The sequence below is a fragment of the Nesterenkonia muleiensis genome, from assembly GCF_003600155.1.
Lineage (GTDB): Bacteria > Actinomycetota > Actinomycetes > Actinomycetales > Micrococcaceae > Nesterenkonia > Nesterenkonia muleiensis.
Map to the genome: position 1 here is coordinate 71529 of NZ_QWLD01000050.1, position 25324 is coordinate 96852.

The following is a 25324-nucleotide window of genomic DNA, read 5'->3' on the forward strand; positions in this document are numbered from 1 at the left end:
GAGAGGATCATGGCCCAAGCACTGATCATCGTAGATGTGCAGAACGACTTCTGCGAAGGCGGCGCACTTGCCGTGGCTGGCGGAGCCCAGCTCGCCGCAGACCTCAGCGAGTTCTTGGAGGAGAGCCACGGGGAGTTCGACGCCGTAGTCACCACCCAGGACTGGCACATCGACCCCGGCTCCCACTTCTCTGACACCCCGGACTTCAGCCGGTCCTGGCCGGTGCACTGTGTGGCCGGCACACCTGGGGCGGAGCTGCATGACGATCTGGACACCGATCACATTGAGGCCAGGTTCCTCAAGGGTCTCTATGACGACGGCTACTCCGGCTTCGAGGGGCGCCTCGGCGAGCCTGAGCGGGTGGGAATCCTGGAGGGTGAGAAGGGAATCAAGGTGGAGCCCGAGGATGTGACCGCCGCCGACTCCCCGGATTTGGACTCCTGGCTGCAGGAGCGCGGTATCGATTCGGTCACCATTGTGGGCATCGCCACCGATCACTGCGTGCGCGCCACCGCCCTCGACGCCGCGGAGAACGACTACGCGGTCCGGGTCATCACCGACCTCACCGCAGGCGTGGACCAGGACAAGATCGCAGAGACCCTTGAGGAGTTCCGCGACGCCGAGGTCGAACTGATCTCACTCGAGGAACTCTAAGGATGGACTTCCTGCGACGTACGGTGGTCTTCGACGCCGTCGATGTCGAGACAGAGGCCCGTTTCTGGGCTGCGGTCTTCGACGGTGCGGCCCTGGGCAACGACGAGTGGCAGAAGGTGCGCGCTCCCGACGGCACCACCCCGGTGGGTGTCCAGTACTCCTCTGACCACCGCTCCAGCCATGGTTGGCCGGAGGAGCCTGTCCGCACGCACCTGGATCTCTGGGTCGCCGATATCCGCACAGCGCACCGGCAGATCATCGCCATCGGCGCTGAGGTCATCCAGCTGGCCTCAGGGGAACAGAACTGGAATGTGTACCTCTCCCCGGCCGGGCACCCCTTCTGCCTGGTCTGGGACCCACAGCAGTAGATTCGGAGGGCCCCTGAGCAGCGCACTGCCTATCCGCCGATGCCTTGGTATTCGATGGGTTGCCCGTCAGGGGTATAAGTGATCGCCGTGCTCACCCGGAGTGTGTACCCGTCCTTCAGGGGCACCGTGCGCGGACGTCCCGACCCGCCGCCGGTCGGGCCTCCTTCCACACGCACGTGGCCCAACCACGCCAACGGCTGCAGAAAATCTTCCGCAGCAGAGTAGGTCATGGCATCGACCAGCACCCGCACCTGGCCGTGGAACTCGACGTCGTCCGGCTCTAGGCAGATGGGGTACGACGCCGAGAACCCGCCTCGGCCATCGGAGTACCGGATGGTCCCGTGCTCACCCGCTTCACGAATCAGCATCCTGCGGCATTGATCGGCTGCCACCAGGCTTCCGCCGACGTTGCCTCGCAGGTCGATAGTGATCTCGGACTGATCCTGCCTCGCGCTGAGTTCGCCGGCCAGCAGTTCAGGGGTTCGACTGTCGAAGCGAGAGATTCGGATTGCTGCTGCTGATCCTCTCACCGAAGGTTCGGCGTCGGGGGCTGGTTCGTCCCAACTGGTCTTCTCCCCGCCGGGACTTTGCGCGGTGAAGCGAGACGGCACCGTCGTCATCTCCATGAATCTACGTGCAGCAATCATCTCCCAGTGCTGCGGAGAGGCACCTGTGACCTCCAGCCAGTACGCGGACTCTTCGGTCGGAATCGTCCAGCCATCACGAACCCCTGAGACGTATGCCGCAGAGTGCTCCGGCACGTCCAGGAGTCGGGCTCCCATGCTCGTCATCTCCACAATGTAGGGCGGGTGATGTCTCGGGCCGGGCGGGATGATCGCGCTGTGTGCATCTCCGAGTTCGGCCACCCAACGTCTTGCCTGCTTCCAAAAAGCCCCGCCCTCCAGCAGTCCGACATCTGCGTACCGGGCACTGATCGCCTGCCAGTCAAGCTCGCGGAGGCCGAAGGAGGGGTAGCTGTTGGCGATCTCACGGAAGATTCGCTCGGCAACTTCGCCATAGGACTCTGCCTCTTGAGAGGCGACCTCATCTTGTGGGGAGTGGGCGAGTGTGTGCAGCAGGTTCAACGTGTCTGCGAAACTCTCAAGGTGGGGCAGCACGCTGGTCACAGTCCTTCGGCGCATATCTGCCTGGAGCCGCGGAGGGCCAGACTGAGCATCGAGGTGTATCTGCCACACGTGGTGGTCCTGGCGACCTGGTGCGGTGATCTCCACCGGCTGGCCCAGCACAGCGGCGAACTCGTGGCGCTCCAGGCGCAGCAGCGGCAGCAGCCGCTCAAGCCCAGGAACGTCCCACTCAAGCCGAACCGGACGGTCGAACGCAGGAATCATCGGATCCCCTGCCGGTCAGCACTGAACTCAACGATGCCGATATCAGCGTCCTCGCGCAGGTCTGGACGGTGCTGCCGGAGTCCATTCCGCTGGTCAGCTGAGAGGCCTGCCAGTGGTCGAGGCTGGATCCCGGTCACGGTGCCCCGCAACGTCCGGTTCTGCTCATCGTCTTCGAAGGAGAAGATCACCGGGCTGGGAATGTATCGGGCCGGCGTGACGAAGGGGGCTGGTCCTCTCCCAGCGTCCGGGCCATCTCCTCAACCTCAGCAATGACTCGCTTCTCAGATTCGTTCGGCTCCATGCTGCCCAGCCTATGCGACCAACCCATCTGCCCAGCGAACTTTGCATCACGGCTGCTGGTCCGCATGTTCTTGGGCATTCGGCTGTGCAGATCAGTCAGATCGGACACTCGCGGATCACCGCTTCGAGACTCCTTTGAGCAGAAGCTTGCGCTCCAACCGCCTCGGATCGTCCAGGTCCGCCCAGCGCCAACGCACGAACCGCTTACCCGTCAGCTCCTCGATCTCATCCTCACGCCACTTCTCCTCCCAGTACGCCGAAGCTCCGCTCTGCAAGACTCCCGTGCCCTCCGCCTGGTACTTGAGCTCCCCGTCGAACTCGCCGATGACGCCGTCGTCGTGCCAGTCGAAGTCGAGCCGGCGACGACGGCCGCAGGGAAACGCCACCACCCTCTGCAGCACCGGGGAGGCAAAACCCAACTGGTCGATGATGACGCGGGAGCGCGATTCCCCCGGTGACTCGGAACGAGGATCGGAGAAGCTCAGCACCGAGTGCCAGGAGGATTGGGCACTGCTCGACCAGAGCCACTCCTCAACTGCTTTGAGGTGCCTGTGCCTCACCATGAGCCGATAGCTGTACCGACCCGCCAACGCAGCGTCGAGGGCCACAACAGCGGACTCGAAGGACATCCGGGGAAGGGTATCGATGAGCACGAACGGCAGCGGTTCAACAGCCACCATGGGCCGGTACCCGTCACTGAGCAGAACACCCGGAACCTCAGCCCGTACCGGCCTGACGGCGCCCTTCCCTGCCCTGTGGGCCTCCCGTGCATCGCTGGCTGTGAACCCGCGCGGGACCGGAGGATCGATACGGCGTACCGGGAAACGAACTGCTGTCCCGGTGCTGGGCACCGCGATCCTGGACCTGCCGACCATGCCACGGCTGAGCGTACGCAGTTGCACTTCACGAGGAACCCTCAACAGTGGCACACCATAGATCGCCATGGCTGTCTCGCGGCAGAGGACGGCCGAGGGTGCGCTCAGAGCTACCGCGGCGGCAGCTGCCCGGTGCTTGATCCACAAGGGCACGCACTCCCATACACGCCGCTCGACGAATACCCCGGGCTTCAGCCGCAGCAACGCACCCTGCCCCACTCCTCTGCTGAGGGTCGACGACGACTCCCCCGGCTGAGAGCTGGGGCGCAACAGCACGCATTCTGCCCCCTCATTGGTACTCATAAGTACATAATGACACTAAACAGAATCGAATTAACCCTGGAGTGTAGAACTGTGGATAACCTAGGGCCCGTACCCTGAAGACTCACTGGCCTCGCCTCGAATGCACCGCTTGTTTCCCAGCATCTGGGGTTCTGCGCGCGATTCTGGGAATCTACAGTGTGCAGATGCAGGGTGAGAGTCATCTGACCCAGCTGTCGCGGGCAGTCAGCACATCGCGGCCGAGCAGATGGTATCGGTGCGCTAGAGCCGCTGCCGAAGGGTGCGCTCATCGTCATCGCTCAGCCCGGCAGGACGTACGCCAGACCTTTTCTCCTCATAATCCAGGGCCGCGCGGAGTGTCTCCCGCAACGGTCGTGATCGCAGACCGTGCGCCCTGGCAGCGGTGGTGTCCAACGTGGCGACGTACCGCCAGCTTTCTTCGTCGACCCACAGGGGCAGTGACTTCGGCCCCATCCAGGCAATGACACCGGCATCGGCCAACGCGCTGCTGCCCACAACACGCACGGTTGCTGGGCTGTGGCTAATCTCTCGGGACAGCCGAAGAACTTCGGACAGCGTGGTTGTCGGACCAGCTGCGTTGAAAGTCCCGCGGTGCCGCCGCTCTGCGCAGCTGATGATCCACCCGGCCAGATCTGCTGCGTCAATGAGCGAAAGGGGGAAACTTGGGTCAGGTACCAGAACATCATCACCGGTGGGGTGCGCGAACCTCCAAGGATAGTAACCGCTCCTGCCGCTGTGGTCGCCGGCCCCGCCGATCAGACCTGACCGGACGATGGTGTGGGATGAGCTGTGATCGCGGTAGGCACTCTCACACGCGACCTTTGCCGGACCGTACTGATTGGCTTCCGACATGAAATCCTCAGCGAGAGGACTGAGCCTTTCAGCCGACTCTTTCCGCCCCGGCACGTCATTTCGAGCATAGACGCTGCTCGATGACACATAGACCCAATGGCGGGTGCTCAGATCTCGAACGGCTCTCCGCGCATGGACCGGTTGGCGTGTCAGGTCGATCACGGCATCCCAGATCTGGTCTGGCACATCAGTCAGCGCCTCATCCTGGTCTCGGTCGGCCCGAATAAGAGTGGCTCCGGCTGGCACAGGTCGACTTCCCCGCGCCAGGCACGTGACCTGATGATTCCGCACAATCGCTTCGTTCGTGATGGCACGGCCGAGGAAAGCTGTTCCGCCCAGTAAGAGGATCTTCATGATCCCACGGTGGCATAGTGCACGGAAGAATCGGTGCTGGTGCTGCTCCCAGCTGCATCGGGCCGTTGCATTCAGCTGGCCAGCCAATACGCCACATGCACAGTGAGTTTCCCCGACTAGGGCTCACAACCGCAGATTCTGGGAAACTGACTGTGCAAATGCGGACTTTGGTCCGCGGTGGCGGGGCGCGGCGTCAGGAAGAGGCGGTCAGCCGCGGACGAACCAGAGCTGGAGCTGCTTGAGGCGGGCCTCCAGCTGCGCCTGGGTGGCCTGGCCGACCGGCGGGCCGCCGCACTTCTCGCGGAGCTTGGTGTGGATGCTTCCCTGGTGCATGCCGGTCTTCGCCGCATACGCCGACACCGACTTGCTGAGCTTGCTGCGCAGAGTCTTGAGCTGACGGTGATCCACCACCTCCGTGGTGTCGTGAGTCCGCGCAGGTCGGCGTTTGAGCTGCTCAGCCTGCTGCTTGCGCAGCAGCTCGGAGACCTGCTCCGGCTCCAGGAGCCCGGGAATTCCCAGGAAGTCCATCTCATCCTCGGAGCCGACCGCACCGCCGAGGCCGAACTCCTCGCCGTCGAACATGACCCGGTCGAAGGAGGCATTAGACCCCAGGGCGGCGAACTCACCCTTAGTCAGCTCCTCGCTGGCGCGATCCTCCCGCTGGGCGTCCTCCAGCACATCGTCTTCGAGGTTCTCTCCGTCCTGCGGAATCTTCGGATCTGGCACCGCAAGCGCATGGTCACGCTCGGCCTCCATGGCGTTGGCCAGGTCGGTGAGCACCGGGACCGAGGGCAGGAAGACGCTGGCGACCTCAGCCTTCTTCCGCAGCCGGACGAAACGACCCACCGCTTGGGCGAAGAACAGCGGCGTGGAGGTGGAGGTGGCGTAGACGCCCACGCAGAGCCGCGGCACATCCACCCCTTCGGAGACCATCCGGACAGCCACCATCCAATACTTGGCTCCGTCCTCGCTGAACTCCTCGATCTTCTGCGAGGCCTCCTTGTCATCGGAGAGCACCACCGTGGTGCGCTGGCCGGTGAGCGCCTCCAGCTGGGCGGCATAGGCGCGGGCGGACTCATGGTCGGTCGCGATGACCAGACCGCCGGCGTCGTCGATCTTGTCCCGGACCTTCAGCAGCCGCTGGTGGGCCGCGCGCAGCACCGAGGGAATCCACTCGCCCTCAGGGTTCAAGGCGGTGCGCCAGGCATGGGCGGTGATGTCCTTGGTGGCCGCTCCGCCGAGCTGGGCCTCCATCTCCTCACCGGAGGCGGTGCGCCAGCGCATACTGCCGGAGTAGGCCATGAACACCACCGGGCGGACCACATGGTCTTTCAGAGCCGGGCCGTAGCTGTAGGCGTAGTCGGCTTGGGAGCGGGGCACCCCATCATAGTCTTCGGCATACTCTACGAAGGGGATGGCGGCAGTGTCTGAGCGGAAGGGGGTGCCAGTCAGTGCCAGCCTGCGGACGGCGGACTCGAAGGCCTCCCGGACCCCCTCACCCCAGCTCAGTGAATCACCAGCGTGGTGGATCTCGTCGAAGATCACCAAGGTGCGGCCGACCTCGGTCTTGTTCCGGTGCAGAGCCGGCTTATTGGCCACCTGGGCGTAGGTAACCGCCACACCGATGAACTGGGAGCCGTGCCGGCCGTCGCGGTTCTTGAAATTGGGGTCAATGGCCAGCCCCACCCGGGCGGCGGCGTCGGCCCACTGACGCTTGAGGTGCTCGGTGGGAGCGACCACGTAGATCCGGTTGACCTCACCGGACTCCACCAGCAGCTTGGCTACACGCAGCGCGAAGGTGGTCTTACCGGCGCCCGGAGTCGCCACAGCCATGAAGTCCCGAGGACGTTTCTGGATGTAGAGATCCAGGGCCTCCTGCTGCCATCGGCGCAGGGTTCCGGCGGTGCCGTGGGCGGCCCGGTGCGGATATACCGGGGGAAGCTGAGAGCCTACGTCAGTGCCGACGTCGAACAGAGTCTCAGTCTGAGTCCCAGAAGTTTCAGTCACAGTGATGGAGCGTGCCTTCTCAGTGGTGCGTGTGAATCAGCGGTGCGGACCCAGGCTACCGCCCGGGTATGACACACAGGTGAACTGCCGCGCGGCGGCGTACCTTCCTGAGCGGAGGTCAGTTTTTGCCGAAGCCGAAGAATCCGCGCCCCTGGCCAGAACCTTCGCCGCCCCCGCCTTTTTTCAGCCCATCGTAGATCTCTTTGCACTCAGGGCAGATGGGGAACTTCTTGGGGTCCCGGGACGGAGTCCACACTTTGCCGCAGAGGGCCACCACGGCGTTGCCCTCCAGGGCGGACTCCATGATCTTGTCCTTCTTGACATAGTGCGAGAAGCGTTCATGATCGCCGGGCTCAGCCGGCTGCTCCACTCGTTCACGCTCAATAGTCGCAGCGCCGCCCGGGGTGACTGCGGGATCAGCGGTGTGCATCCGGAACGTGTCAGGAAGTGAAGAGGTCATAGGAGGATTCTACCGGAGGCCGGTGGGACGTTCGAGGGCCAGTTCAATCAGCTCGGTGATCAGCTCCTGGTAGCTCAGCCCCGCGGCCTGCCACATCTGGGGGTACATGCTGATCGGCGTGAACCCGGGCATGGTGTTGATCTCATTGATGATGATCTGCGCACCTGCGGGAGCCCCGGCATCGTAGAAGAAGTCGACCCGGGAGAGCCCCTCACCGTCGATCGCGTCGAAGGCGATCACAGCCTGACGCCTGATCTCCTCACTGACCTCTTCACGCAGCACGGCCGGACAGGACAGATCGGTGGCGCCGTCGTCGGTGTACTTGGCCTCAAAATCATAGAACTGATGCGGATCCTGACCGTCATGGACCACGATCTCCCCGCACACCGAAGACCGAGCCGGGGCACCGGTGCGGCCGCCGAGCACACCACATTCAATCTCCCGGCCGGCGATCCCCTGCTCCACCACGATCTTCGCATCGAACTTGCTGGCGGTCTCCAGGGCCTGGTCCAGCTGGGTGAAGTCCTCCACCCGGGTGATGCCGGTAGAGGATCCCCCCCGGGCGGGCTTGACGAAGACCGGGAGCCGCAGCCTCTTGATCCGCTCCACAGCGGCCTGCGAGTCCTGCGCCCACTGACGCGCGCTGATGGTCTCCCATGGGCCCACCCTCAGCCCTGCGGCGGCGAAGGCCAGCTTCATGAAGTGCTTGTCCATGGCGACCGCACTGGCCAGCACACCGGCCCCCACGTAGGGAACCCCTGCCAGCTCCAACAGCCCCTGCAGGGTGCCGTCTTCGCCGAAAGGCCCGTGCAGCAGCGGCAGCACCACATCAACCTGCCCCAGTGAGCTCACGCTCAGGTCCGGGGCGATCTCCACCAGTTCGGCGCTGCGCTCGGAAGAGCCGCCGGCACCGGGGTTGAGCTGCACGCTGGATTCGGCCGGCAGCACCCTGGGAAGCTCGCCCTGTCCGAAGGCATAGCTGCGCGGGTCCACGGCAGGCCTGGTCCACTGTCCGGCAGCGGTGATGCCGACCTCCAGCACCTCGAACTGGGAGGTGTCGATGGCGTTGAGCACCCCCGCGGCAGTCACGCAGGAGACCGCGTGCTCCGCGGACTGCCCACCGTAGAGCACCAGGACACGGGGCTTTTCCGCGCTCATGTCTCGTCGCCTGTCAGCTCGGCCTTCAGTTGCCTGGCCAGCAGCAGCGTGGCGATCTTCTCCACGGCGAGCCTGCCGGTCAGCACCGCAACCACCGCCTCAGAGATCGGCATCTCCACGCCGTGCCGGTGGGCGAGTTCCAGCACTGCCGAGGCAGATTTCATGCCCTCAGCGGTCTGGGTGAGCTGCTCCGCAGTCTGCTCAGGTGTCAGCCCCTGGCCCAGCAGCCGCCCGGCGCTGCGGTTGCGGGAGAGCGGTGAGGCACAGGTGGCGACCACATCGCCCAGTCCAGCCAGCCCTGCGAAGGTCTCCAGCTTGCCCCCCAGCGCCACCGCCAGCCGGGTGGTCTCGGCCAGGCCCCGGGTGATCACCGAGGCCTTGGAGTTATCGCCCAGCTGCTGGCCGTCACACATGCCCACCGCCAGGGCGATCACGTTCTTCACGATGCCGGCGATCTCCACCCCGGCAACATCAGTGTTGGTGTAGGGCCGGAAGTAGCGAGCGCTGCACAGTGCGGCGATCTGCTCAGCGGTGGCCTCATCCTTGCAGGCCACCACCGAGGCAGTAGGTTCCTCCCGGGCGATCTCCATGGCCAGATTCGGGCCTGAGACCACCGCGATCTGCTCATCGGGCAGACCCAGCTCAGCGGCGATGACTTCCGACATCCGCAGATTGGTTCCCCGCTCCAGCCCCTTGATCAGGGAAACCACGACGACGCCAGGCACCAGTGATTGCCGGATTTCGGGGAGATAGCCGCGCAACTGCTGGGCCGGCAGCGCCAGTACGACCACACCAGCTCCGGTGACAGCCTCAGCCAGGTCATCGGTGGCGCTCACCGAATCCGGCAGCCGGGTCTCGGCGAGATAGGTGGTGTTGGTGTGCTGATGGGTGATCTCCTGCGCGATCTCAGCACGGCGAGCCCACAGCACGATCTGGGTGGGTTCGCCCTCTGCGGCGGCAGCGTCGGCGAGGACTTTGGCGAAGGTGGTGCCCCAGGAACCGGCACCCAGGACAGCGATCTTCGCTGAGGCAGCAGGCGGTCTCACCGGGCGGCCTCCCCATCGCCGCGGGCCCGGAGCTGGTTGCGCGGGACCCGTTGGTTCAGCGCCCGGTCCCAGATATGCTCCGGCGGTTCCTCGCCGCGCAATGCGGCAACCCCGGCAGTCAGTGCCTGCTCCACCCGTTGGGTGGCATCAGTCAGTGCTGTCCTGGTCAGCGCTCCGGCACGCAGATCGGAGAGGTCGATCTGCTCTCCGACCTGCAGGACGTATTTCTTGCGCGGCAGCGGCTGCGGGAATGTGGCATAGGGCGGCAGGAAATCCTGCACGCCCCAATGGGTGATCGGGATCAGCGGTGCCCCGGTGCTCAGCGCGAGCCTGGCAGCACCGGTCTTGGCGCGCATCGGCCAGAGGTCCGGGTCCCGGGTCAGCGTGCCTTCGGGATAGATGAGGATCGCCCCTCCGGTGTCCAGGACCTCCTGGGCGATCTGCAGTGACTTATTGGCAGCGGAGCGGTCCGCCCGGGCCACAGGCACCTGCCGGAGGCCGCGCAGCATTGAGCCGAGCAGCGGAACTTTGAACAGAGAGTCTTTGGCCAGAAAATGCGGGGTGGAGCCGGACATGTAGACCGCATGCGCCACGGCCAGCGGGTCCAGCTCACTGACGTGGTTGGCTACCACGATGAAGCCCTGCTCCGGGAGGGTCGCCAGACCACGCCAGTCCTTGCCCATGGCCAGGTTCATCCCGGGCCGGACCACTGAGGCGGTGGCGGAGAAGCCCAGAGAGCTGCGGCGTCGTGCTGTCATTGTTCCCTCGCTTCCGGTCTCATCAGTCCGCCCTGCGCCGGTTTGCCGACTCAGTCACTGCCACCCTATATCGGCTTCAGCGTTCGGAGATGGCGATATCGGCGCCCAGTCCGGAGATCTTGTCGATGAAGTGCTCGTAGCCGCGGGAGATGATTTCGATGCCGGTGACTTTCGAGGTGCCCGAGGCGGCCAGAGCGGCGATCAGATGGGAGAACCCGCCGCGCAGGTCCGGAATGTCGATATCGGCGCCGACCAGCTCCGAGGGTCCTGAGATTACTGCGGAATGGAGGAAGTTGCGCTGTCCGAACCGGCAGGGTGTGGAGCCCAGGCACTCCCGGTGCAGTTGAATGGAGGCCCCCATCCGGGTCAGCGCCTGGGTGAATCCGAAGCGGTTCTCATAGACCGTCTCATGAACGATGGACACGCCCTTGGCCTGGGTGAGTGCGACGACCATGGGCTGTTGCCAGTCGGTCATGAAGCCGGGGTGGACGTCAGTCTCCAGCACCAGAGGTTTGAGCGAGTCACCTCCATACCAGAAACGCATGCCTTCATCGTCGACCTCGAACTCGCCGCCGATCTTGCGATAGATGTTCAGGAACGCAGTGAGGTCCCGCTGTGCGGCACCGCGGACGTAGATATCGCCCTTGGTCACCAGCGCAGCGGAGGCCCAGGAGGCCGATTCGTTACGGTCGGTGATGGCCCGGTGCTTGAATCCCGAAAGCCGGGAGACCCCTTCGATCCGGATGGTGCGATCGGTGTAGACGGTGATCATCGCCCCCATCTGCTGCAGAATAGCGATCAGGTCGTGGATCTCCGGCTCCACCGCGGCGTTCTTCAGCTCCGTGATTCCCTCGGCGAGCACCGCGGTGAGCAGCACCTGCTCGGTGGCGCCCACTGAGGGGTAGGGCAGCTCCAGTTTGGCTCCGCGCAGACCCTTCGGCGCGGAGATGTGGATACCGTTGACCTGCTTGTCCACCACGGCGCCGAAGTTCCGCAGCACCTCCAGGTGGTAGTTGATGGGCCGGTCGCCGATCCGGCACCCGCCCAGATCGGGGATGAAGGCTTCGCCGTTCTTGTGCATCAGCGGTCCGCAGAACAGGATCGGGATGCGCGAATCGCCGGCATAGGCATCGATCTCGGAGTGCTCAGCGGAGTAGGTCTCCCGGGGGTCCAGAGTCATGGTGCCGGCGGTGGCATCGCGATCGACTTTCACCCCGTGGATGGTCAGCAGATTGGTGACGATCTCGACGTCTTTGATCTCCGGCACATTGCGCAGTTGAGAGGGTTCGCTGCCCAGCAGCGAGGCCACCATGGACTTGGGAACCAGGTTCTTAGCACCGCGGACGTGCACTTCCCCCTGCAGGGGTTTACCGCCCTGGATGGTGAGCAGCTTGGCCATGGGGTCAGGTGATCCCTTCAGTGGAGGCGAACGGAAACTCGGCGATGCCACTGTACCCGATGACTGTTCCTGTTCCCCCCGCGAGCCCCAAGCACCCGCGCCTGGTTCTAGACCTTGGCCGGAAGCGTAGTGGGCTTGAAGGCAGGCCTGGTGGCCTCAAAGGTGTTGATGGTCTCTTCCTGGCGCAGCGTCAGGGAGATGTCGTCAAGGCCCTCCATCAGCCGCCACCGGGTGTAGTTGTCGATCTCGAAGGCGGCGTCCACCGCCCCGCAGCGCACAGTGCGGGATTCCAGGTCCACGGTGATCGTCGCACCCGGTTCCTTCTCCAGTTCCTTCCAGATGAGTTCGACCTCGGGCTGGGCCACTTTCGCCGCCAACAGCCCCTGTTTCGCCGAGTTGCCGTAGAAGATGTCGGCGAAGCGAGAGGAGATGACGACTTTGAAGCCGTAGTCCTTCAGCGCCCAGACCGCATGCTCGCGGGAGGAGCCGGTGCCGAAGTCGGGCCCGGCCACCAACACAGTGCCCTGGTCATAGGGCTGCTGGTTGAGCACGAAGTCGTCGTTCTTCCGCCAGGCGTAGAAGAGGGCGTCGTCGAACCCGGTCTTGGTGATCCGCTTGAGGAAGACTGCGGGGATGATCTGGTCGGTGTCGACATTGGACTGCTTCAGCGGCACGCCGATGCCGGTGTGGCGGGTGATCGGTTCCATGGTAGGAGCTCCTTATGCGGGAACGGGTGCGTCAGCGAACACGTCTGAGGGTGCGGAGAGGGTTCCGCGGATCGCGGTGGCGGCGGCGACCACCGGGGAGACCAGGTGGGTGCGGCCCCCTTTGCCCTGCCGACCTTCGAAGTTGCGGTTGGAAGTGGAGGCGCAGCGCTCCCCGGGGGCCAGCTGGTCGGGGTTCATGCCCAAACACATGGAGCAGCCGGCAAAGCGCCACTCGGCGCCGAAATCCTTGAACACCTGGTCCAGGCCCTCCGCCTCGGCCTCGAGCCGGACCTGCGCAGAACCGGGAACCACGATCATGCGCACCTGAGGATCCTTCTCACGACCTCGGATGATCTCTGCGGCAGCCCTCAGGTCCTCCAGCCGCGAATTGGTGCAGGAGCCCAGGAACACCGTGTCGACCCGGATGTCCTTCATCGGGGTGCCGGGGTCTAAGTCCATGTACTGCAGGGCGCGTTCGGCGGTTTCGCGGTCCCCCGGGTCGTGGAAGTCAGTGGGATGGGGCACTGATTCGTTCAGCCCCACGCCCTGACCGGGATTGGTTCCCCAGGTGACGAAGGGCTCGAGCTCATCGGCGTCGAGGATCACCTCGGCGTCGAACTCAGCACCGGTGTCGGTGCGCAGGGACCGCCAGTACTCCACGGCGGCGTCCCACTCCTCGCCGGTAGGTGCGTGCGGCCGGCCCTTCACGTACTCAAAAGTGGTCTCATCCGGGGCGACCATTCCGGCGCGTGCACCGGCTTCGATGCTCATATTGCAGATGGTCATCCTGGCTTCCATGGACAGCTGCTCGATCGCGCTGCCGCGGTACTCCAGCACGTACCCCTGACCGCCTCCGGTGCCGATCTTCGCGATCATCGCCAGGATGATGTCCTTGGAGCTCACCCCGGGCTTCAGCGTGCCGTTGACGGTGATCGCCATGGTCTTGAAGGGCTTGAGCGGCAACGTCTGAGTGGCCAACACATGCTCGACCTCACTGGTGCCGATGCCCATCGCCAGGGAGCCGAAGGCACCGTGGGTGGAGGTGTGGGAGTCCCCGCAGACCACCGTCATTCCCGGCTGGGTCAGGCCCAGCTGTGGTCCCACCACGTGCACGATTCCCTGGTTGGCGTCGCCCAGGGAGTGCAGCCGGATCCCGAACTCCTCACAGTTGGCCCGAAGCGTATCCACCTGCTTGCGGCTGATCGGGTCGGCGATCGGCTTGTCGATCTCCAGGGTCGGGGTGTTGTGGTCTTCGGTGGCGATGGTCAGATCCGGCCGGCGCACCTGGCGTCCGGCCAGTCGCAGACCTTCAAAGGCCTGAGGGCTGGTCACCTCGTGCACCAGGTGCAGGTCGATGTAGAGCAGGTCCGGGCTGCGCTGCCCATCCTTGTCCTCGCCGCGGGCCACCACGTGGTCCCGCCAGACCTTCTCCGCCAGAGTCAGCGGTGCACCGGTTGAATTCTCAGCCATGAGTTCCTCCAGAAGTCTGTGGGCGCCGTCGTTGATATTCGGGATGGTGAATCACGACGGCGCCGGCCCGGTAGGGCTTCACCTATCTAGGGAACCACTGTTGCCTGGACGGCTCTAGAGCCTCGGCAACAGGTCTCATTATGTGAGACTCGCGCTAGACTGTGCTCCATGGCTGAGAATTCTGAGACGTCGGCCGGTGTGAGCCCCGCACCTGCCCGGCCGCTGCACTCGCCCTCCGGCATCGGGGTGATCGATAAGTCCGTGATGATCATGGACGCCCTGGAGGCCGGCCCGGCCACCCTGGCGCAGCTGGTCGAATGCACCGGCCTGGCACGGCCCACCGTGCACCGGCTGGCCTCTGCCCTGGTCCACCACCGGTTCCTGACCCGGGATGTGCGGGGCCGCTACGTGATCGGCTCTCGGCTGGCGGAGCTGGCTTCTGCCGCCGGAGATGACCAGCTGGTCTCCGCCGCCGGGCCCCTGCTGCTGAAGCTGCGCGATGTCACCGGTGAGTCCTCACAGATCTTCCGGCGTCAGGGCGAGGCACGCGTCTGCGTAGCCTCCGCTGAGCGGCCCATCGGTCTGCGCGATTCCATCCCGGTGGGCACCCAATTGTCTATGAAGGCCGGTTCGGCCGCCCAGGTGCTGCTGGCCTGGGAGGATCACGAACGGCTGGTCGAAGGACTGCGGGGGGCCAGGTTCACTCCCACGGTGCTGGCCGGTGTGCGCCGCCGCGGATGGGGTGAATCGCTGGGCGAACGCGAGGCGGGAGTGGCCTCGGTCTCGGCCCCGGTCCGCGGACCCTCAGGCCGGGTCATCGCCGCGGTGTCCATCTCCGGACCCATCGAACGCCTCTCCCGGCAGCCGGGAAGGAAGTTCGCCGGCGTCGTCGTTGCTGCTGCCCACCAGCTCACCGATCTGGTGCGGGCGAATCCCGAGGCAGACCATGGGCTAAAGGACCGTGACGACTGAGTCTGTGCCGCGCCTGCGGCACTCCAAGCCCTCTGTGAGCACTTCAGCTCTCGGCGGCGACCCCTCGGCACCTCAACCCGTTCAGTTACCCCCTGATGACGACATGTCGGCGTAATTCTGACCTGATTTATCGTCATACTGGGCCGCCGAACGCGAGATACCCTCCCTGCTCGCGCTGACCGCATAGGATGGCTCTCGTGAATGCGACTGTGGAGAATGTGTCTGTTATCGGTACCGGCTATCTCGGTGCCACTCATGCTGCGTGTATGGCTGAACTGGGGTTCAACGTCATCGGGGTCGATGTCGACCCGGAGAAGATCGCCTCGCTGGCAGCCGGTGATCTGCCCTTCCACGAGCCCGGCCTCCCCGAGCTGATCCGCAAACACGTGAACTCAGGCCGGCTGCGCTTCATCACCGACCCCGACTACACCACAGTGGGCGCCTGGGCGGATGTGCACTTCATCGCCGTGGGCACCCCCCAGCTCAAGGGCGGCACCGGGGCCGATATGACCTATGTGGACGCCGCGACCAAAGGCCTGACACAGGGCATCACCAAAGACTCCCTGATCGTGGGCAAATCCACCGTCCCAGTCGGCACCGCCGCCCGACTCGCCGAACTGATCCAGGACAACACCGGCGACGGGATCACCGTGTCTCTGGCCTGGAACCCCGAATTCCTGCGCGAAGGCTTCGCCGTCGAAGACACCCTCACCCCCGACCGGCTCGTCGTCGGCACCGCATCAGAAGCAGACGAACAGGTGCTGCGGGCGGTCTACGCCGAAGCCCTGGGCCGAGACACCCCCTGGATCAGCACCGACTACCAGACCGCCGAGCTGGTCAAAGTCGCCGCCAACGCCTTCCTGGCCACCAAGATCAGCTTCATCAACGCCTTCGCCGAAGTCACCGAAACCGTCGGCGGTGACATCACCACCCTGGCCGATGCCATAGGCCACGACACCCGCATCGGACGCAAATTCCTCAACGCCGGCATCGGCTTCGGCGGCGGCTGCCTGCCCAAAGACATCCGCGCCCTGCAGACCCGGGTCGCAGAACTGGGCCTGGACCACTCCATGCGGTTCCTCGACGAGATGGACCAGATCAACCTGCGTCGACGCAAAAAGGCCATCGCCCTGGCCTTCGATCTGCTCGACCAAGACATCGAGGGCAAAAAGATCGCCATCCTCGGAGTCACCTTCAAGCCCCTCTCCGACGATGTCCGCGACGCCCCAGGACTCGATGTCGCCGCCAGGCTGTTCAACGCCGGAGCCGATGTCGCCGTCTATGACCCCCAAGGCAACACCAACGCCGCCAAACGCTACCCACGCATCAACTACGTCAACACCCTCAACGAAGCAGTCACCGAAGCCGAACTGGTCATCCTCACCACCGAATGGGACGAGTTCAAAGCCCTCACCCCCACCGACCTCCACAACAAAGTCACCGCCCCACGCATCATCGACGCCCGCAACGTCCTCACCCCCACCGACTGGGAGAACGCCGGCTGGACCTTCGCCCAACTCGGACGAAAATTCGACAGCTGAGGGTCGCGCAACTCATTTGTCGTAGGGCTTTCGAGTCATCGTGGCGCTATAGCCCTACGAACGTTCGAAAGCCCTACGACAACAGTGAGTCCCACCCCTCGCCCACGCCCCGCAGTCCGGTGCGCACCTGCGGATCGCCCACCTCGACCCGGCCGATCGACCGGAATCCATCTGGGAGCGCAGCATCCTCGGGAAACGTGGCCAGCAGGCTGTAGTCCTCTCCCCCGGTCAGCACCCAGTCACGGCACGACGACGCCGCAAGCCCCAGCAGTTCAGCCACCGGCTCCAGGTGCACGGCCTCGGCGGCCAGCGCGGCGTCGTCAAGCTGGATCCGCACTCCGGAGGCTGCGGCCAGTCGCTGGGCATCACGCAGCAGCCCGTCGCTGAGATCCATCCCCGCAGTGGCACCGGCGGCGAGCGCGGCAGGACCGGCGGTCAGTGGTGGCTGGGGGTGGGTCTGGGCGAGCAGACACCGCCGGAAGGTCTCGGAGTGGGCCTCCCAGAGGCCCAGCTCCTGACCAGAGACTGTCTCATCGCCGGGTCGCTCAAGCAGCGCCAGTCCTGCTGCCGCGTCGCCGAGACCGCCGCAGACCGCCAGCGTGTCCCCCGCCCGGGCCCGGCTGCGCAGCAGGCCCGGCGAGCCCTCAGGCAGCCCACCGACTGCGGTGATCGTCACCGAGATGGTCTCTCCTGAACCGAGGTCTCCCCCGGCAATCGAGCAGTTCTCCGCTCCCGGAGCCTGACATGCCCGGATGATCCCGCGGTAGAAGTCCTGGACCCAGGCCAGGGGCGTCCCGGGCGGAAGCGTCAGGCTGACCAGGAGGGCCTCCGGCACCGCACCCATGGCGTTGATGTCGGAGAGGTTCTGCGCGGCAGCTTTGGTGCCCACATCCATCGGCCATTCTTCGGAGGGCTCGTATGGCGTGGCCCCCAGCGATTCGGGGCCCAGCCACCATTCACGCCGAAAGTCCTGGCCTTCGCTCATGGTGTCAACGGTCATAACGGTCTGGACACCCCGCGGAGGGCTCAGCACGGCGGCGTCATCCTCACCGGCTCCGGTCCGGACCCACTCCCCGCGGCCACCAGCAGAATGTGGTCCGACTACCTCCATCATCGCTGCCAAGACAGCGTCCTCTCCCACAGCGCCCACGGTCAGCTGATCATCGCTCATGCTCGTCATCTTCCCACCTGTTCGCCGCTACCATGAACCCATGTCTACTCCGCCCTGGGCCCGGTCAGCCGCCGGTGCCAATACTTACGACGCCGTCACCGGCACTGTGCTGCCGACCATCTATGAGCGCACCACAGCCGCCGCTGCAGCACACGGCGGGATCAACCTGGGGCAGGGCTTCCCGGACACCGAGGGTCCGCAGTGGATGCGGGAGTCAGCGGCGGAGGCGATCACCACAGCGGCCGGACCCACCAATCAGTACTCCCCCGGTCCGGGCTTCGGCTGGTTCCGTGAGGCGGTGGTCTCCCACCAGCAGCGGCACTACGGCACAGACCTGGACCCGGAGACCCAGGTGCTGCACACCACCGGTGCCACCGAGGCAATCGCGGCCACGATTCTGGCCTTCGCCGCTGAAGGCAGCGAGGTGGTGACCTTCGAGCCGTTCTACGACTCCTACGGGTCCATGGTGGCCCTGGCCGGGGCTCAGCTGCGGACCATCCCGCTGAGGGCACCGGACTTCCGCCCGGATGTCGACGCTTTGGAGGCCGCGGTGACCGATCGGACCTCCATGGTCCTGGTCAACACTCCGCACAATCCCACCGGTGTGGTGTTCAGTCCTGCGGAGCTGGAGCGGATAGTGGGCATCGCTGCCCGGCACGGGGCCGTCGTCATGGCCGATGAGGTCTATGAGCATCTGATCATGGACGACGCCGCGTACCAGCACCAGACCATCCTGACCATTCCCGGTGCGGCGCAGGTGGCGGTGGCCATCGGCTCCGCCGGCAAGTCGTTCTCGCTCACCGGGTGGAAGGTGGGCTGGGTGACCGGCAACCCGGAGCTGGTGAACAGAGTCCGCGGTGTCAAGCAGTTCACCACGTTCTGCACCGGCGGGGTGTTCCAGTACGCAGTGGCCCAGGGGTTGGAGGATGACCGTGGGTTCTTCGCCGCCAACCAGGCTGAGCTTCAGACAGGCCGGGATCTGCTGATGGAGGGCCTTGCTGCTGCAGGGCTGACGCCCTATCGGCCCGATGCGGGCTATTTCGTGCTGGCCGACGTCGCCGGTGTCACGGATAAGACCGCTGCCGAGTTCGCCGCCGAACTGGTCGCCCACGCCGGAGTGGGTGCGATCCCGGTGTCCTCGCTGACACTGCCGAGCACGCAGAAGGACCATGATGATGAGCTGAACTCCCTGCTGCGCTTCGCCTTCTGCAAACGCCATGACGTACTCGAGACCGCACTAAACCGGCTCGCGGCGTGGATTGGCTAGCCTAGAGGTGATGACACAGAATCAGCGCACCCGAGTAGTGGCCGCGGGCCGGCCCCATGAGCCCAACTCCCCGGTCAACCCGCCGGTGGACTTCACCTCCACCTATGTGTACCGGCCCAGTGTGGAGTACCCGCGGGTCTATGCGCGTGAGGGCATTCCCAGCTTCGAACCGCTGGAGCAGCTGTTGGCCGAGTTGGAGGGGGGCGAACACGGGCTGCTGTTCTCCTCCGGGCTTTCGGCTGTCTCGGCGGTGATCAACCAGCTGCCGCTGGGCGGGCACCTGGTCATCCCGAAGCACGCGTATATGGGGTACTACACCATGGCTCAGCAGATGGCGGCCAAAGGGCTGTTCACCTTGCACCGGGTGGATATCGCGCAGACCGATGAGGTCATCGAGACCCTCCGCGAGGTCGCCGCAGCCGTCGGCTCCGAGGATGCTCACCCGATGCGGGCGCTGCTGTGGATCGAGTCGCCCACCAATCCGATGCTCGAGGTGGCTGATGTGCCAGCACTGATCGCCGCAGCGAGGGAGCTGGGCATCACCACGGCGGTGGACAACACCTTTGCCACCCCGCTGCGGCAGAACCCGCTGGCCTCCGGGGCCGATGTGGTGGTCCATTCGGTCACCAAGTTCCTCTCCGGGCATTCGGATGTGATCATGGGGGCTGCCATCACCTCAGAAGAGTCACTGCACAGCGCACTGCACGGGCACCGGAATCTGCACGGCACCATCCCGGGTCCGATGGAGGTCTTCCTGGCCCTGCGCGGAGTGCGCACCCTAGCGGTACGGCTGGACGCGGCCGAGCGCAACGCTGAGTATCTGGCCGCCAAGCTCCAGAAACTGACCCACGACGACGACGCGCCGCTCATCGCTGTCTCCTACCCTGGGCTGACCAGCCACGCCCAGCATGAGCGGGCTAAGGCTCTGCTGGGCGGCTTCGGGGCGATCATCACCCTCGACACCGGTCGCCGCGAGGCGGCCGATGCCGTGCTGGAGGCTCTGAAGGTGTGGACCCCGGCCACTTCTCTTGGCGGGGTGGAGTCCCTGGCGGAGCGGCGTCGTCGTCATCCCGGCGAGCCGGACACCGTGCCAGAGGGCCTGATCCGGCTCTCCGTGGGCATCGAGGACGCAGAAGATCTCTACGAGGATCTGGCCCAGGCTCTGAGGTCAGCAAGCTCATCAGAGCCACCCAGTTTTGCCTGATCGGACGGGGTCTCTGGCCCCCTACTCGATTCTGCTGACGAATGGCTCTTCATTCCGATATTGGTGAATGCAGGCAAGGATTCTCACGGTGCGCCGGTCCTCATCGCCTACATACCACAGCTTGTAGGGGAAACTCCTCAGCATGGAGGAGGGGTAAGGGACGGTAGGGTCATCTCAACTTACGGCGAATCCGGGCCGAGAATTCCTCCGAGGAGATCTCATCGTCGGGATTGGTTTCACGATCAGCCAACAGGTCTTGGACCATTCATCTGATCTGCCGGACGTTGCCGCTGCTCCCCCACGCACGGTCTGCGGTCAGGATCGTCGCGTCCAGTCTCTCTCCGACTGCCAGACACAGTCTGTCAGCCAAGGAAAGCCCGCCCCCAGGCTCCCAGAGTTCAGCGGCCCGCTCGGCATCGGCCTCGGTCACCGATTCGATGTACAGCCCAAAACTCTTCAAAACCGCTCGCGCCATAGCCCAGTCCCCGCCCGCGGCTGAGACCTTTTGAGCCGTCTCGGACCAGTTGACCGCGCTAATATGCGTATCTCCGCCGAGCGCTTCTTCCACAACCTCGCGTCCAGGCTCTTCCTTCAAGAACGCCAAAACAGCAGAGGCGTCAAGAACCGTCATGCTGTCGCGTTCTCATGCTGGGCATCACGTCGCCGATCGGCCAGCAGCTCGTTGACGAGGTCCTTGCCCTCCAACTGCTGACGGATGCGCTCACGAGCTTGTTCGCGCGACATCACCACCACCCCGTCATCGCTGTCGATGAAGATCAACGATGTTCCGGTCTCCCATCGTTGACGGACCCGGACTTCGGCGGGCACAACGAGCCGCCCCCGATCACCAAGCGTCACATTTGTGGTACTCATGCATACATTGTCCCACTTAATGATTGTATGTGGTATCCCTCGTTTACTGTTCCCCTCCACCGAGGGGTCGCAGGATGCGCATCGGCAGTTCCTGTGAGATGGAATCCGGATAGTGTTTAAGCGTGAAGAGTTCTGAAATACGGGCCTCAGGCTTGCTGGCGGCTGGCAACGGACATCAGCTCTACTGGGAGGAGTCGGGGAACCCGGACGGAATACCAGCCCTCTACCTTCACGGCGGTCCAGGCGGCACGCTGGGCTCAGGCGGCTATCGCAATAAGTTCGATCTGGAGGATGTCCGTCTCATCGGTATGGACCAGCGCGGCTGCGGACGGTCCACCCCGCCGGCGAGCGCACCGGGCTACGACTTGGCTGAGAACACCACCCAGCATCTGCTCGCCGACATCGAAGCGCTGCGTACTCATGTGGGCATCGAGGCCTGGCTGCTCAACGGGGTCTCGTGGGGATCGACTCTGGCGATCGCGTACGCCCAGGCGTTCCCGCACCGGACGCTGGGAATCGTGCTCATGGCCGTGACCACCACCAGTCGTTTCGAAGTGGAGTGGATCACTGAGACGGTAGGCAATCTCTTCCCTGAAGCTTGGGACAGATTCGCCGCTCACGCGGAGAACGCCGAAATCGGGTACCGACGGGGCCAGGGCCGGCTGGTCGAGGCGTATCTGAAGCTGCTGCGGGATCCTGACCCGGATGTGCGCGATGCTGCCTCACGCCAATGGGCGCTGTGGGAGGACACCCATATCTCGCTTGGAACAGGCGGTATCATCAGGGATCCGCGATGGGACGACGGCGCCTTCCGGGCCACTTTCTGCACGCTGGCAGCTCACTACTGGAGCAACCTCGGCTTCATGGACCCACCGATCCTGGCACGGATGGATCGTCTGCGCGGCATCCCGGCGACGCTCATTCACGGCAGGCGTGATGTCAGTGGTCCAGTGCGCACCGCCTGGGAGCTGCATCAAACGTGGCCGGGCACCGAACTGATCATCGATGAGGGCGAAGGCCACGGGGGAACTGGCATGGTGGATCAGTGGCGGGCCGCGAACTCTCGTCACGTGCAACGACTCATCTCTCAGGGCAGATGACGTCCGAGGATCCTCTGCTTCTGACCGGTGGAAATGCCGGCGACGTGGTGCGGATCGGCCCCACGGTGCGGAAGCCGTGGTCCGCAGCCACGCCAAGTGTCCACAGCTTCATGTCAGCGGTGCGTGGGGCCGGGATCGATGTGCCCACCGTGCTGGGTCGTGATGATCAGGGCCGCCAGGTGATCGAATTCATTCCGGGCCGCCTCGCACTGGACTCCGGTCCGCTGACCTCCTCAGAGCTGATCCGCGCCGGAGGGCTGGTTCGCGCAATCCATGATGCCAGCCAGACCTTCCAGCCTCCCGGCGAATCACCCTGGGAGACCTTCATCCCGGCTCCAGGCGAGGAGCTCATCTGCCATCACGATCTTGCGCCCTGGAACCTGATCATCGGGGATCGCTGGGTGTTCATCGACTGGGACGGCTCCGGCCCAAGTACACGGATCTGGGATCTGGCCTATGCGGCCCAGGCCTTCACGCTCAACGATCCCGAACGGGCACCTGATGAGGCGGCGCGGTGCCTAGCCGTCTTCGTCGATGGGTACGGTGCTGGACCGGACATGCGCCAGGAACTGCCCGCGACGATGCATCGACGTGCCGCAGCCATGCATGAACTACTGAGATCTTCGTACGAATCCGGCCGTGAACCATGGGCAAGCATGTACATCAATGGTCATGGTGATCACTGGCGGGCGGCCACCGACTACGTAGAGAGGCACCAGGACGTGTGGGCGCGAGCGTTGAGTCAGCGTTTATGACCTCAGCCAGTCCCCTACGACCGTGGATTTTGGGCAGCAAGCTCGTTCGAGGACAGCCACGTCGCGGACGACGGCGCAGCCGTCTTTACATCAGTCATCGCCGCAGGTTCCGGTTTCCCGGACGCCGAGCTGCCACACCGCCTCAGCAGCGTCGTCGTCCTGCGCCAGGGATGAGGGTTTCTGAAGCGTGGGCTTGCCGCGCAGGGCACGGAACCCATCTGGACCCACGTAGCTCAACGGGTTCAGAGGGGACACGGCGGCGGCGAGAACCGGCAGTGCGCCTTCGGCGGCAGATTGAGCGATGGGCCTGCACACCGCGCTCACGGCAGCATCGAGCAGCCGATGACCAGTGACGTTCTGAATGTTGGTGAACGCCCACCCCGGATGCGCCAACTGCACGCTCACATCCGTAAGCCGTCCCTGGAGCGCACGTGCCCAGAGCATAGTGCACAGCTTGGACTGGGCGTAGGCGGCCGCCACGCTCCAGCGACGATGACGAAAATGCGGGTCGGCGGCGTTGACGACCCCTGAACGGTGGGCATCCGATCCGACGATGACCACCCGGCTGATCAGCTTTTCGCGGAGCCGATCGGTCAGGGCGAAGGGTCCCAGAAAATTGGTGGCCAGAATGAGTTCTTGCCCGTTGGCTGTTTCACGGCGGCGCGGAGTCACGGCTCCGGCGTTGTTGACAAGCACGTCCACCGGGCCCTCGACGGCTGCGGCGAACTGCTCGATGGAGTCCGGTTCAGTCAGATCCAGTGGCAGCAGCTGCACTGCTCCGCCGGCCTGACGCGCCCTTGCGGCGAGTTCCTGTCCGCGAGCGAGATCACGGGCGGGAAGGATGAGCCGGGCACCGGCCCTCACGGCCGCCTGGGCCACCTGCTGACCGACTCCATGGGTAGCTCCGGTGACCAGCCAGGTCCGGCCAGTCTGCGCAGGCATCTGCGATGCGTCAGTGAGCCGCACCGTGTGCAGAGTCCGGTCCATGCCCTCAGCGGTCATGGCTCCCACTTTGCTGGGCCGGCACTCCTCACGTCAACTGTCCATCGGCAACGGCAGCTACGTCCTGGCGAGCAGGTCTTCGACTGCGTGAGCGAAATCCTCGGGTGCGCCGGTATTGAGCTCATGGCCACCTCCGGCGATGATCCTCAGCTCGGCGTCGGGCAGGGCAGCTGCGATGGTCTTGGCAGCGGGTATATTGGCCAGATCCCTGCTGCCGCAGAGCACCAATGTCGGCACGGTGATCTGTGCCAGATCGTCCCGCAGATCGGCTTTCCCCGCGGCGTCGAGCACCTCCAGGAACTGCCGTTTGTTCAGGTCCTCGGGAAGCGGCAGCATCCGCGCAGGCAACAGACCCATGATGGCGCGCTGGACTCCCATCATCACCGGGTTCGGTCTGACCTGTGAACCGCTGAGGAGCAGGCCTGCCACCGCGTCTGGATATGCGGCAGCGTATCGGGTGGCCATCATGGCACCGACCGACAGCCCAACCATCACGACGGAGCCCGCGCCAGTCTGAAGAATGCGAGAATGGAGAGCCTCAACGGCGGACTCAAGACTGAACCTGGAACCGGCTACATCACTGGTGGTCAGAACCAACGACGAATACTCGCCTATGCGTTGAACCTGATCATCCCACTCGGCCGGTTCCTGGCCGGCTCCGGCAAGAAAGACCACAAGAGGTTTCACCCGCCCCAGCCTATACCCACCATACGATGAGAGGCATGAGGCTCTACATCCACGGGGCGGGGAGGACTGGACGGACCGCCTGGCCGCACCAGAACGACGACGACGCCGTCTTCGCCGAGTTCACCCCGGGCACCTCAGTTCAGCAGCGAGTGCAGCATCTGGTGGATATCGCACCGGCGGAACCGGTCGATGTCATCGCGCACAGTCTCGGGGCTGTTCCCGCTGTGCTCGCCCTGCACCATGGTGCGCTCCACGTCCAGAGACTGGTTCTGCTGGAGCCGTCGTTCTACGATCTGGTCCGCGGCAACACGTACATCGAGCGGCACATCAGCACAGTCTCCCGCGCTCGGGAGCACAGCAGTGCCGGAGACCTCTACGGGTTCTGGGAGATCATCTGCCCGCTGTTCTTCGGCGGGCCTCCTGATCCTGAGCAGTGGGATCAGGACAGAGCGGTGGCTGAGCATTTCGCCTCGCTTCCGCTGCCCTGGGGCTGCGGCATCACCCCAGCTATGATCCCCGCTGAACGGACTGTGGTGGCCACCGGCAATTGGAATCCGGAGTACGAGGCGATTGCCGCTGTGCTCTCTGCCCTGGGCGCCAGGCACATCCACGTCACCGGCTCGGCCCACCGACCTCAGGACCACGAGCACTTCGAACGGTCCGTCTTCGGCGGATGAAACGCGAGCCGCGCT

The 25324-nt window shown here is 64.7% G+C and carries 27 protein-coding genes; 10 read left to right on the top strand and 17 right to left on the bottom strand.

Annotated elements, in window-relative coordinates; genetic code table 11:
- The first annotated feature begins 9 nt into the window (after positions 1-9).
- Together DVO78_RS15165 and DVO78_RS15170 are read left to right on the top strand one after the other, a co-directional pair.
- Complete coding sequence (locus tag DVO78_RS15165; protein WP_120006055.1) at positions 10-654, top strand: isochorismatase family protein; 645 nt, start codon at positions 10-12, stop codon at positions 652-654.
- Between the two features lie 2 nt (positions 655-656).
- Positions 657-1022, top strand: a complete 366-nt coding sequence (locus DVO78_RS15170) for a VOC family protein (RefSeq protein WP_120006057.1) — start codon at positions 657-659, stop codon at positions 1020-1022.
- Positions 1023-1051: 29 nt separating this feature from the next.
- On the opposite strand, the gene DVO78_RS15175 is transcribed toward DVO78_RS15170, so the two are convergent.
- The 12 genes from DVO78_RS15175 to leuC all read right to left on the bottom strand — a co-directional run bounded on the left by DVO78_RS15175 (position 1052) and on the right by leuC (position 14060).
- On the bottom strand, positions 1052-2371 hold the full coding sequence (locus DVO78_RS15175; RefSeq protein ID WP_120006059.1) for a S41 family peptidase: 1320 nt from the start codon (positions 2369-2371) through the stop codon (positions 1052-1054).
- Positions 2368-2559, bottom strand: a complete 192-nt coding sequence (locus DVO78_RS15180; protein ID WP_120006061.1) for a hypothetical protein — start codon at positions 2557-2559, stop codon at positions 2368-2370. The genes DVO78_RS15175 and DVO78_RS15180 overlap by 4 nt, the downstream gene beginning before the upstream one ends.
- A gap of 228 nt (positions 2560-2787) precedes the next feature.
- The gene (locus DVO78_RS15190) at positions 2788-3849 is read right to left on the bottom strand and encodes a hypothetical protein (protein WP_157984073.1); all 1062 of its coding nucleotides are present in this window, start codon (positions 3847-3849) and stop codon (positions 2788-2790) included.
- Between the two features lie 240 nt (positions 3850-4089).
- Positions 4090-5055, bottom strand: a complete 966-nt coding sequence (locus DVO78_RS18255) for an NAD-dependent epimerase/dehydratase family protein (protein ID WP_120006067.1) — start codon at positions 5053-5055, stop codon at positions 4090-4092.
- Positions 5056-5262: 207 nt separating this feature from the next.
- The gene (locus DVO78_RS15200) at positions 5263-7062 is read right to left on the bottom strand and encodes a DEAD/DEAH box helicase (RefSeq protein WP_120006069.1); all 1800 of its coding nucleotides are present in this window, start codon (positions 7060-7062) and stop codon (positions 5263-5265) included.
- A 118-nt stretch (positions 7063-7180) separates the two neighbouring features.
- Positions 7181-7522 carry a DUF3039 domain-containing protein gene (locus DVO78_RS15205; protein ID WP_120006071.1) on the bottom strand — a complete coding sequence of 114 codons (342 nt, stop codon included), beginning with the start codon at positions 7520-7522 and terminating at the stop codon, positions 7181-7183.
- Between the two features lie 9 nt (positions 7523-7531).
- Positions 7532-8680: a D-alanine--D-alanine ligase family protein gene (locus tag DVO78_RS15210; protein WP_120006073.1), complete on the bottom strand. Its 1149-nt coding sequence runs from the start codon at positions 8678-8680 to the stop codon at positions 7532-7534.
- Positions 8677-9726, bottom strand: coding sequence for an NAD(P)H-dependent glycerol-3-phosphate dehydrogenase (locus DVO78_RS15215; protein WP_120006075.1), 1050 nt, complete (start codon positions 9724-9726; stop codon positions 8677-8679). The genes DVO78_RS15210 and DVO78_RS15215 overlap by 4 nt, the downstream gene beginning before the upstream one ends.
- Positions 9723-10484, bottom strand: a complete 762-nt coding sequence (locus DVO78_RS15220) for a lysophospholipid acyltransferase family protein (protein ID WP_120006077.1) — start codon at positions 10482-10484, stop codon at positions 9723-9725. The genes DVO78_RS15215 and DVO78_RS15220 overlap by 4 nt, the downstream gene beginning before the upstream one ends.
- Positions 10485-10560: 76 nt before the next feature.
- Entirely contained in the window at positions 10561-11883 is a 1323-nt protein-coding gene (gene murA / locus DVO78_RS15225) for a UDP-N-acetylglucosamine 1-carboxyvinyltransferase (RefSeq protein ID WP_120006079.1), read from the bottom strand.
- 107 nt (positions 11884-11990) lie between these two features.
- Positions 11991-12590: a 3-isopropylmalate dehydratase small subunit gene (leuD, locus tag DVO78_RS15230; protein WP_120006081.1), complete on the bottom strand. Its 600-nt coding sequence runs from the start codon at positions 12588-12590 to the stop codon at positions 11991-11993.
- Between the two features lie 12 nt (positions 12591-12602).
- Complete coding sequence (gene leuC / locus DVO78_RS15235; protein ID WP_120006083.1) at positions 12603-14060, bottom strand: 3-isopropylmalate dehydratase large subunit; 1458 nt, start codon at positions 14058-14060, stop codon at positions 12603-12605.
- A gap of 168 nt (positions 14061-14228) precedes the next feature.
- Between leuC and DVO78_RS15240 the strand changes: the two genes are divergently transcribed.
- Positions 14229-15032 (top strand): IclR family transcriptional regulator, encoded by an 804-nt coding sequence (locus tag DVO78_RS15240; protein ID WP_420799099.1) that lies wholly within the window; start codon positions 14229-14231, stop codon positions 15030-15032.
- 188 nt (positions 15033-15220) lie between these two features.
- Entirely contained in the window at positions 15221-16573 is a 1353-nt protein-coding gene (locus tag DVO78_RS15245) for a UDP-glucose dehydrogenase family protein (RefSeq protein ID WP_120006085.1), read from the top strand.
- A 73-nt stretch (positions 16574-16646) separates the two neighbouring features.
- Here the strand turns inward: DVO78_RS15245 and thiL are convergent, their stop codons facing one another.
- On the bottom strand, positions 16647-17744 hold the full coding sequence (thiL, locus tag DVO78_RS15250; protein ID WP_162301600.1) for a thiamine-phosphate kinase: 1098 nt from the start codon (positions 17742-17744) through the stop codon (positions 16647-16649).
- A gap of 40 nt (positions 17745-17784) precedes the next feature.
- Between thiL and DVO78_RS15255 the strand changes: the two genes are divergently transcribed.
- Positions 17785-19011 (top strand): aminotransferase class I/II-fold pyridoxal phosphate-dependent enzyme, encoded by a 1227-nt coding sequence (locus tag DVO78_RS15255; protein ID WP_120006089.1) that lies wholly within the window; start codon positions 17785-17787, stop codon positions 19009-19011.
- Positions 19012-19021: 10 nt separating this feature from the next.
- A complete protein-coding gene (locus tag DVO78_RS15260) occupies positions 19022-20215 on the top strand; it encodes a trans-sulfuration enzyme family protein (protein ID WP_120006091.1) in 1194 nt (397 codons plus the stop codon).
- Between the two features lie 265 nt (positions 20216-20480).
- Here DVO78_RS15260 and DVO78_RS15265 read toward each other — a convergent pair whose 3' ends face one another.
- Positions 20481-20846, bottom strand: a complete 366-nt coding sequence (locus tag DVO78_RS15265) for a type II toxin-antitoxin system VapC family toxin (protein ID WP_120006093.1) — start codon at positions 20844-20846, stop codon at positions 20481-20483.
- Positions 20843-21088 (bottom strand): AbrB/MazE/SpoVT family DNA-binding domain-containing protein, encoded by a 246-nt coding sequence (locus tag DVO78_RS15270; RefSeq protein WP_120006095.1) that lies wholly within the window; start codon positions 21086-21088, stop codon positions 20843-20845. The genes DVO78_RS15265 and DVO78_RS15270 overlap by 4 nt, the downstream gene beginning before the upstream one ends.
- A 122-nt stretch (positions 21089-21210) precedes the next feature.
- Between DVO78_RS15270 and DVO78_RS15275 the strand changes: the two genes are divergently transcribed.
- Together DVO78_RS15275 and DVO78_RS15280 are read left to right on the top strand one after the other, a co-directional pair.
- Complete coding sequence (locus DVO78_RS15275; protein ID WP_238385348.1) at positions 21211-22188, top strand: alpha/beta fold hydrolase; 978 nt, start codon at positions 21211-21213, stop codon at positions 22186-22188.
- Entirely contained in the window at positions 22185-22943 is a 759-nt protein-coding gene (locus DVO78_RS15280; RefSeq protein ID WP_120006099.1) for a phosphotransferase, read from the top strand. The genes DVO78_RS15275 and DVO78_RS15280 overlap by 4 nt, the downstream gene beginning before the upstream one ends.
- A 90-nt stretch (positions 22944-23033) precedes the next feature.
- Here DVO78_RS15280 and DVO78_RS15285 read toward each other — a convergent pair whose 3' ends face one another.
- Both DVO78_RS15285 and DVO78_RS15290 read right to left on the bottom strand, forming a co-directional pair.
- Positions 23034-23945, bottom strand: coding sequence for an SDR family NAD(P)-dependent oxidoreductase (locus DVO78_RS15285; RefSeq protein ID WP_238385349.1), 912 nt, complete (start codon positions 23943-23945; stop codon positions 23034-23036).
- A 57-nt stretch (positions 23946-24002) separates the two neighbouring features.
- Positions 24003-24560 carry an alpha/beta fold hydrolase gene (locus DVO78_RS15290; protein WP_238385354.1) on the bottom strand — a complete coding sequence of 186 codons (558 nt, stop codon included), beginning with the start codon at positions 24558-24560 and terminating at the stop codon, positions 24003-24005.
- Here DVO78_RS15290 and DVO78_RS18080 point away from each other — a divergent pair.
- Both DVO78_RS18080 and DVO78_RS15295 read left to right on the top strand, forming a co-directional pair.
- Positions 24474-24662, top strand: a complete 189-nt coding sequence (locus DVO78_RS18080; protein WP_238385355.1) for a hypothetical protein — start codon at positions 24474-24476, stop codon at positions 24660-24662. The two genes, DVO78_RS15290 and DVO78_RS18080, sit on opposite strands and share 87 nt — an antisense overlap.
- Before the next feature lie 5 nt (positions 24663-24667).
- Complete coding sequence (locus DVO78_RS15295; RefSeq protein WP_120006103.1) at positions 24668-25309, top strand: alpha/beta hydrolase; 642 nt, start codon at positions 24668-24670, stop codon at positions 25307-25309.
- Positions 25310-25324: the final 15 nt, after the last annotated feature.

Excerpts from the sequence above, each read along its gene's own strand:
- DVO78_RS15165 (WP_120006055.1), top strand. The coding sequence starts at position 10 with ATGGCCCAAGCACTGATCATCGTAGATGTGCAGAACGACTTCTGCGAA.
- DVO78_RS15170 (WP_120006057.1), top strand. The coding sequence starts at position 657 with ATGGACTTCCTGCGACGTACGGTGGTCTTCGACGCCGTCGATGTCGAG.
- DVO78_RS15175 (WP_120006059.1), bottom strand. The coding sequence starts at position 2,371 with ATGATTCCTGCGTTCGACCGTCCGGTTCGGCTTGAGTGGGACGTTCCT.
- DVO78_RS15190 (WP_157984073.1), bottom strand. The coding sequence starts at position 3,849 with ATGAGTACCAATGAGGGGGCAGAATGCGTGCTGTTGCGCCCCAGCTCT.
- DVO78_RS18255 (WP_120006067.1), bottom strand. The coding sequence starts at position 5,055 with ATGAAGATCCTCTTACTGGGCGGAACAGCTTTCCTCGGCCGTGCCATC.
- DVO78_RS15205 (WP_120006071.1), bottom strand. The coding sequence starts at position 7,522 with ATGACCTCTTCACTTCCTGACACGTTCCGGATGCACACCGCTGATCCC.
- DVO78_RS15210 (WP_120006073.1), bottom strand. The coding sequence starts at position 8,680 with ATGAGCGCGGAAAAGCCCCGTGTCCTGGTGCTCTACGGTGGGCAGTCC.
- DVO78_RS15220 (WP_120006077.1), bottom strand. The coding sequence starts at position 10,484 with ATGACAGCACGACGCCGCAGCTCTCTGGGCTTCTCCGCCACCGCCTCA.
- murA (WP_120006079.1), bottom strand. The coding sequence starts at position 11,883 with ATGGCCAAGCTGCTCACCATCCAGGGCGGTAAACCCCTGCAGGGGGAA.
- leuD (WP_120006081.1), bottom strand. The coding sequence starts at position 12,590 with ATGGAACCGATCACCCGCCACACCGGCATCGGCGTGCCGCTGAAGCAG.
- leuC (WP_120006083.1), bottom strand. The coding sequence starts at position 14,060 with ATGGCTGAGAATTCAACCGGTGCACCGCTGACTCTGGCGGAGAAGGTC.
- DVO78_RS15240 (WP_420799099.1), top strand. The coding sequence starts at position 14,229 with ATGGCTGAGAATTCTGAGACGTCGGCCGGTGTGAGCCCCGCACCTGCC.
- DVO78_RS15245 (WP_120006085.1), top strand. The coding sequence starts at position 15,221 with ATGGCTCTCGTGAATGCGACTGTGGAGAATGTGTCTGTTATCGGTACC.
- thiL (WP_162301600.1), bottom strand. The coding sequence starts at position 17,744 with ATGAGCGATGATCAGCTGACCGTGGGCGCTGTGGGAGAGGACGCTGTC.
- DVO78_RS15255 (WP_120006089.1), top strand. The coding sequence starts at position 17,785 with ATGTCTACTCCGCCCTGGGCCCGGTCAGCCGCCGGTGCCAATACTTAC.
- DVO78_RS15260 (WP_120006091.1), top strand. The coding sequence starts at position 19,022 with ATGACACAGAATCAGCGCACCCGAGTAGTGGCCGCGGGCCGGCCCCAT.
- DVO78_RS15265 (WP_120006093.1), bottom strand. The coding sequence starts at position 20,846 with ATGACGGTTCTTGACGCCTCTGCTGTTTTGGCGTTCTTGAAGGAAGAG.
- DVO78_RS15270 (WP_120006095.1), bottom strand. The coding sequence starts at position 21,088 with ATGAGTACCACAAATGTGACGCTTGGTGATCGGGGGCGGCTCGTTGTG.
- DVO78_RS15280 (WP_120006099.1), top strand. The coding sequence starts at position 22,185 with ATGACGTCCGAGGATCCTCTGCTTCTGACCGGTGGAAATGCCGGCGAC.
- DVO78_RS15285 (WP_238385349.1), bottom strand. The coding sequence starts at position 23,945 with ATGACCGCTGAGGGCATGGACCGGACTCTGCACACGGTGCGGCTCACT.
- DVO78_RS18080 (WP_238385355.1), top strand. The coding sequence starts at position 24,474 with ATGGAGAGCCTCAACGGCGGACTCAAGACTGAACCTGGAACCGGCTAC.
- DVO78_RS15295 (WP_120006103.1), top strand. The coding sequence starts at position 24,668 with ATGAGGCTCTACATCCACGGGGCGGGGAGGACTGGACGGACCGCCTGG.